Annotated in this window: 8 protein-coding genes and 2 pseudogenes; all 10 read right to left on the bottom strand. The window is 66.9% G+C overall.

The genetic code is table 11. The features are described from left to right. Nucleotides 1–736, bottom strand: a pseudogene (locus WB785_RS16905) (hypothetical protein); the annotation flags it as partial. Beyond that, a pseudogene (locus WB785_RS16900) lies at nucleotides 733–816 on the bottom strand (hypothetical protein); the annotation flags it as partial. The pseudogenes WB785_RS16900 and WB785_RS16905, both read right to left, overlap by 4 nt. Then, complete coding sequence (locus WB785_RS16895; RefSeq protein ID WP_424080461.1) at nucleotides 806–1120, bottom strand: type VII secretion target; 315 nt, start codon at nucleotides 1118–1120, stop codon at nucleotides 806–808. The pseudogene WB785_RS16900 and the gene WB785_RS16895, both read right to left, overlap by 11 nt. 52 nt (nucleotides 1121–1172) lie before the next feature. After that, the gene (gene glmM, locus WB785_RS16890; RefSeq protein WP_424080460.1) at nucleotides 1173–2510 is read right to left on the bottom strand and encodes a phosphoglucosamine mutase; all 1338 of its coding nucleotides are present in this window, start codon (nucleotides 2508–2510) and stop codon (nucleotides 1173–1175) included. 99 nt (nucleotides 2511–2609) lie between these two features. After that, nucleotides 2610–3146: a 30S ribosomal protein S9 gene (rpsI, locus tag WB785_RS16885; protein ID WP_424080459.1), complete on the bottom strand. Its 537-nt coding sequence runs from the start codon at nucleotides 3144–3146 to the stop codon at nucleotides 2610–2612. After that, nucleotides 3143–3586: a 50S ribosomal protein L13 gene (gene rplM, locus WB785_RS16880; RefSeq protein ID WP_424080458.1), complete on the bottom strand. Its 444-nt coding sequence runs from the start codon at nucleotides 3584–3586 to the stop codon at nucleotides 3143–3145. The genes rpsI and rplM overlap by 4 nt, the downstream gene beginning before the upstream one ends. 326 nt (nucleotides 3587–3912) lie before the next feature. Beyond that, the gene (locus WB785_RS16875; RefSeq protein ID WP_424080457.1) at nucleotides 3913–4212 is read right to left on the bottom strand and encodes a WXG100 family type VII secretion target; all 300 of its coding nucleotides are present in this window, start codon (nucleotides 4210–4212) and stop codon (nucleotides 3913–3915) included. Between the two features lie 8 nt (nucleotides 4213–4220). After that, nucleotides 4221–4532 (bottom strand): WXG100 family type VII secretion target, encoded by a 312-nt coding sequence (locus tag WB785_RS16870; protein WP_424080456.1) that lies wholly within the window; start codon nucleotides 4530–4532, stop codon nucleotides 4221–4223. 55 nt (nucleotides 4533–4587) lie between these two features. Continuing rightward, nucleotides 4588–5535 (bottom strand): exopolyphosphatase, encoded by a 948-nt coding sequence (locus WB785_RS16865; RefSeq protein ID WP_424080455.1) that lies wholly within the window; start codon nucleotides 5533–5535, stop codon nucleotides 4588–4590. Then, nucleotides 5526–6017, bottom strand: a complete 492-nt coding sequence (locus WB785_RS16860) for a DUF501 domain-containing protein (RefSeq protein WP_424080462.1) — start codon at nucleotides 6015–6017, stop codon at nucleotides 5526–5528. Before WB785_RS16860 ends, WB785_RS16865 begins: the two co-directional genes overlap by 10 nt. Between the last annotated feature and the right edge of the window lie 15 nt (nucleotides 6018–6032).

Below are 6032 nucleotides of genomic sequence, written 5' to 3'. Positions count from 1 at the left end.
GGTTTGGACCGGGCGGCTCATCGAATATCGGTTGCCAACGTGGACCCAGCTCGCCGGGAACCTCGAAACACGCCTCGCTCATCCAGCCCAGCGCGTCGACGGCCGTGTCGTAGGCCGCCTCGACGGACGCCACAGTCGAGCGCATGGCGGTGAGCCAGCCATCCCGAATATCGTTGTCCACGTAGGGGATAATCTGCTGGCGAACTACTTCCTCGGCCGCTGACTGCTCGCCGGCACCTGCCGTCACCATGTCTGCGGCGGCCAGCCAAGCCGGCCGCTCCCCCGCCTTGCGATCATCGATGGCGATGGCCGTCGCGGCCTTGCTGTCGACCAGCTGCCACAGGGTGTCACGCAGTGCCGCATAGCCTTCGGCGGCGGCGCGCACACGCGTGGCCAGCTGCGCGGCGTTGTCGCAGTGGCGCTGCAAAAACGCTGTCGCGGAGTCGGCTCCGGAACCCGTCCATGCTGCCGCGATCTCGGCGATCTGCATCCGCTGCGACCACAGCGCCTCATCGAGCGTTTTGACCGCAGCCCGAAGTTCAGCGCTGTCGTCGTCAAGCACGCGGAGGTCGAGGCCGGCTTCGGTCTCATACCAGTTGTGCACCTGTGAACCGTTCGCGGTCAGGTCGGGATGCTGATAGCCGAGCAGATGGCATGCCTGCACATAGGTCTGCGTGTGCTCGACGGCCGGCTGCCCCTCGGCCAACCGCGCCGCCACGTCGAACCGGTCAATCATATGCGCCGTTCCTCCTCATCGCTTCGTCCCCCTCGCCGCTTCGCGGCTGGGGGTGCCCCCACTGCATCGTCACCGGCGCGCAAGGCTCATCCGCCCCGCGGCACTCAGGTCGGCCTCGGCGTAGCGTTCGGCGCTGGCCCGTAGCGCCGTGGCGATCTCCACGCTCGCTCGCGTCCACTGGGAGAGTCCGCCGGCCAACCGATTCAGGGCGACCCGCAGCGCGTCACCGTGACCGGTGTACGCACGTCCCGCAGCGGCGCCGTCGAAGGCCAGCCGTGCAAGGTGGGTGCGCACCGCGTCGTCAATGAGTTGCGCGGCGTCGTCGAATCGGCTCGCGACTGTCCGCACTGCCGCGGCGTCGACGAACGCGTTTTGTTGTCCCATACCGGCTTCGACGCATCGCGGCGTCTTGCAGTTCCGCGCAGCAATCAGGCGATCAGTGCTGGGTGCGTACGGTCTCGGCGACGAGGGTGGCCAGGCGATGGGCGGTGGGCTCGTCGTCGGCTTCCACCATCACTCGGATCAACTGCTCGGTTCCCGAGGGCCGCAACAGGATTCGCCCAGTGTCACCAAGCTCATCCTCGGCCTGCTGAACGGCCGAACGAACCGAGGGCGCCGCGACCGCGGCGGCCTTGTCGGTGACCTCGACGTTGATCAGCACCTGCGGCAGCGTGTGCATCGCGGAGGCCAAAGCGGTCAGCGACGAGCCGGTCTGCGCCATCCGCGACATCAGCCGTAGGCCGATGAGGATGCCGTCGCCGGTGGTGGCCAACCCCGGCAGCACGATGTGGCCGGATTGCTCGCCGCCGAGGCTGTAGTCACCTGACCGCAGCTCTTCCAAGACATAGCGGTCACCGACGCTGGTGGTGCGAACAGCCACACCGGCCGCGCGCATCGCCAGATGCAGCCCGAGATTGCTCATCACGGTCGCCACCAGGGTGTTGCCGGCCAATTCACCGGCGTCCCGCATCGCCAGCGCCAAAATCACCATGATCGCGTCGCCGTCGACGACCTCACCGGCGGCATCGATCGCCAGGCACCGGTCGGCATCCCCGTCGTGCGCCAGACCCAGGTCGGCGCCGTGCTCGAGGACCGCCGACCGCAGCGCGTCCAGATGCGTCGACCCGCAGCGATCGTTGATGTTGAGCCCATTGGGTTCGCAGTGAATCGCGATGACCCGAGCGCCGGCCGCGCGGTAAGCACGTGGGGCGGCCACCGAGGCCGCGCCATGTGCGCAATCGACGACGACGGTCAGCCCGTCGAGCCCGACGGTGCCGCCCTTGCCGACCTGGCGCACGTAGCGGTCCAGTGCGTCCTCGGCGTCGATCACCCGTCCGATCCCCGCCCCGGTGGGACGCAGCCCCGGCCCGGCCGCGACCAGATCCTCGATCTGGTCCTCTGCAGCGTCGTCGAGCTTGTGCCCACCTGGCCCGAAGATCTTGATGCCGTTGTCGGGCATCGGGTTGTGCGACGCCGAGATCATCACCCCGAAGTCGGCGTCGTAGGCGCTGGTCAGATAGGCCACTGCCGGAGTCGGCAGCACCCCGGCCCGCAGCGCGTCAACGCCTTCGCTGGTCAGACCGGCGATGACCGCTGCTTCCAGCATCTCGCTACTGGCCCGCGGATCACGACCGACCACCGCGACGCGTCGACGTGCACCATCGGAGCTGCTCAGCCGTCGAGCTGCCGCGGCGCCCAGCGCCAGCGCGAGCTCAGCGGTGAGCTCTCGATTGGCGACGCCGCGCACGCCATCGGTGCCGAACAGTCGACCCATGCGGACAAACCTCTCACAGTTGGTAACCGCGCATGCGGGTGACAAGGGGATTGCCCGTAGTGCCACCCAACTGAAACGCGGCCGTGATCGCCGCGGGGATCAGCGCTTGCTGTACTGCGGCGCCTTGCGGGCCTTCTTCAGGCCGTACTTCTTGCGCTCGGTGGCACGTGGGTCGCGGGTAAGGAAGCCGGCCTTCTTCAGGGCGGGCCGGTCGTCGGGCGAGACCACGATCAATGCCCGGGCGATCGCCAGGCGCAGCGCACCGGCCTGGCCGGACGGGCCGCCGCCATCGAGGTGGGCAAAGATGTCGAAGCTCTCCACCCGGTCCACGGTCACCAATGGCGCCTTGATCAGCTGCTGGTGCACCTTGTTGGGGAAGTAGGCCTCCAGGCTGCGGCCGTCGAGGTCGAATTTGCCGCTGCCGGGCACCAGACGAACCCGGACCACAGCCTCCTTGCGGCGACCGACTGTTTGGATCGGACGCTCGATCACGAAGGAGTCTGTCCGTGTCGCAGGCGCGGCAGCCTCGGAAGGCTGCGCGGCTGTGCCTTCAGCGGCTGTGCCTTCAGCGGCTTCGGCGGTCTCGGTTGCCGCGGTCTCGGTTTCCGTGGTCTCAGTTCCTGCGGTTTCGGTCATTGGGCCACCTGCTTGATCTCGTACGTAACCGGCTGCTGGGCGGTGTGGGGGTGTTGCGACCCGGCGTAGACGCGCAGCTTGCGCTTGATCTGACGGCTGAGCTTGTTCTTCGGCAGCATGCCGACGATCGCCTTCTCCACCACCCGGTCGGGGTGCTTTTCCATCAGCTCACCGATCGTGCGTTTCCGCAGGCCGCCGGGATAACCCGAGTGGTGGTAAGCCAGCTTCTTGTGCAGTTTGTCGCCGCTCATGGCGACCTTCTCGGCATTGATCACGATGACGAAGTCGCCACCGTCAACATTGGGGGTGAATGTCGGCTTGTGCTTGCCGCGCAGCAGGTTGGCTGCCGCGACGGCAAGGCGGCCGAGCACCACGTCCGTGGCGTCGATGACATACCACGTCCGCGTGGTGTCACCCGCCTTCGGCGCATAGGTAGACACAGCGCTTACCTTCTCTTCTCGGGTGGATCCCGGTGTGACCCGGGTGCCGGTCAGGCGTCCACGGCAAGGGAGTGTCTCGGCGACCGACATTGACCCGAGTCCCGGCGTACCGCACACCAACGGCGCAGCTTACCCGCCATCATCCACGCAGGTCAAAACGTCCGACAGACTCTGCGATGGGTGAAGCAATGAGATTGCGGCCAGGGGTGTGGCCTGCGGCGAAAGCACAGCCCTCAGCCCAATGTCGCCGAATCCGTCGTCATTTAGCACTGCGCGGTCCCGACGTCTCTCCCTTCCGCCGGGACCGCGCAGAGTCTGTTATCGGGTCACTGCCGGGCCCACACCCCAGCCGCCCGGTGATCGGCGGCGGCGACATCCTCGGCGCCCGCGCGGACCGCGTTTCCGAGTTCGACCAGTATTTCGTTGAGCGCGGTGGCCGCCTGATGCCATCTCAGCTGCTCGATCCCGTACGCCGTGGCAGCTTCGCGGGTCCACAGTTCTTGCAGCGGCGCGACTTGAGATTTCAGCTCCTGCAGAGCGGCGTTGAATCGGGCGGCGGTGGCGTGGATTTCCTGGCGAACCGAGCATTCGATCTCGTCGAAGTTGTACGCCAACTGCGGGTCCATCGACGAGCTCACAGATCCGCGGCGGCGGTGCCGATGTGGTGGGCATGGCTGTCGGCCGATTCCCGCAGCGCGACTTCGTTATAGCGAATGGTCTCCGCGATTCCGTGTAGGGCGTGGTGGAGTTTCGTCGACTCCGCGTTCCATCGCTGCACCACATCTTTGAAACGCGCTGCAGCGGTGCCGCCCCACACCGACGGCGGCACACTGCTCATCCGCCCGACGAATGCCTGCAGCGTCGTCCGGATCTCCTCATTGCGGGAGTCGATCGCCCCGGCGACCGAGCGCATCAGATCGAAATCGGTGCTCAGCGTGTTGCTCATGACACTTAGGACGCCGGCGGGGCTCCCCCGGTTCCCCGCTGGCCGAATCCTGAGATCAGTCGGCGATCGAGAGCGCGATACCGTCCAGGATGTCGTGCTCGCTGACCGTCAACGCGTCGATGCCGGCACGTTCACGCAGCGCTAACGCCACTTCCTCGATCACGATCGCGCCGCCACCGATCACGTCGGCGCGTCCCTCGTGCATCGGCCCGAGCGCAGCACGCTGCGCTCGAGACATACCGATCACGTCGTCACACACCGCGAACAGCCGGTCCATGTCAACCCGCGAAAGATGAATGGCCGCAGAATCATAGGTCGTCATGTCGTGCGCCAGCGCGGAGATCGTCGTCATCGTGCCGGCCACACCCACCCAGGTGCGGGCTTGTTGCACGGGCACGGCGCGCAGCGCCTCACCGAGCCGTTCGCGAACCACTTCGCGGGCAGCCGCGACCTCGGCAGCCGTTGGCGGGTCCGAATGCAGACACCGCTCGGTCAGCCGCACACAGCCGATGTCGGCCGAAAAGCTCGCAACGACGGTGTCCGTCCCGAGCACGATCTCAGTCGATCCGCCACCCAAGTCGACGATGACGAAAGGCGCTGCGGCGGAGTCTAGTTCGTTGACCGCCCCCCGAAAGGAGAGTTCGGCCTCTTCGACACCGGTGATCACTTCGGCGACGGAACCGTCGACTACGCCGCCCAACACATCGGCCGTCATCGCGAAGAAGTCATCGCGATTGCCGGCGTCGCGTGCCGCTGACGTCGCGACCATGCGTATCCGGTCAACGCGGTGCGTCGCACACAGCGCGGCGTAGTCGACGAGCGCGGCGCGGGTGCGCGCAAGAGCATCCGGCGCGAATCGACCGGTCGCGTCGACGCCCTGACCGAGCCGCACGATACGCATCTCGCGGTGCACATCTCGCAGCTGCCCGTCGACCGCATCGGCGATCAGCAGCCGAATTGAGTTGGTACCGCAGTCGATTCCCGCGAGGCGCGTCAAGTCCACTCCCCCGGATTCAAGATCCCAGCCATCGACGGCTCGGCCGCCAGCACCGCCAGCGCCTGGTCGCCAAGCGGATTGGTTCCCCGGCCTTTGGCCAGCGAATGCGCGATCAGCACATGCAGACACTTGACCCGGTCGGGCATGCCACCGCCGGAAAACGCGGTTCCCAGTGGCTCAATGGCATCCCGCTCGGCCAGATACGACTCGTGCGCCCGTCGATAGGCAGCGGCCAGTTCGGCGTCGGCCCGCAGTCGCTGCGTCATCTCTCGCATCATTCCCGCCGACTCCAACCTGCTCGCCGCTGCGGTTAGCGCCGGGTGCGTTAGGTAATACAGCGTCGGAAATGGTGTGCCGTCAGGCAATCTGGGTGCGGTCTTGACCACACCAGGTTCACCGTTCGGGCACCGGTAAGCGATTTGAAGCACTCCGCGCGGCTCGCGGCCGAGCTGGCGCGCCACCGCGTCGAGGTCGGCAGGATCAACCACCGTGCGGTGGCGGAC

This window comes from Mycobacterium sp., assembly GCF_049585075.1.
In the GTDB taxonomy this organism is placed as follows: domain Bacteria; phylum Actinomycetota; class Actinomycetes; order Mycobacteriales; family Mycobacteriaceae; genus Mycobacterium.
This window is presented reverse-complemented; position numbering and strand designations above follow the sequence as displayed.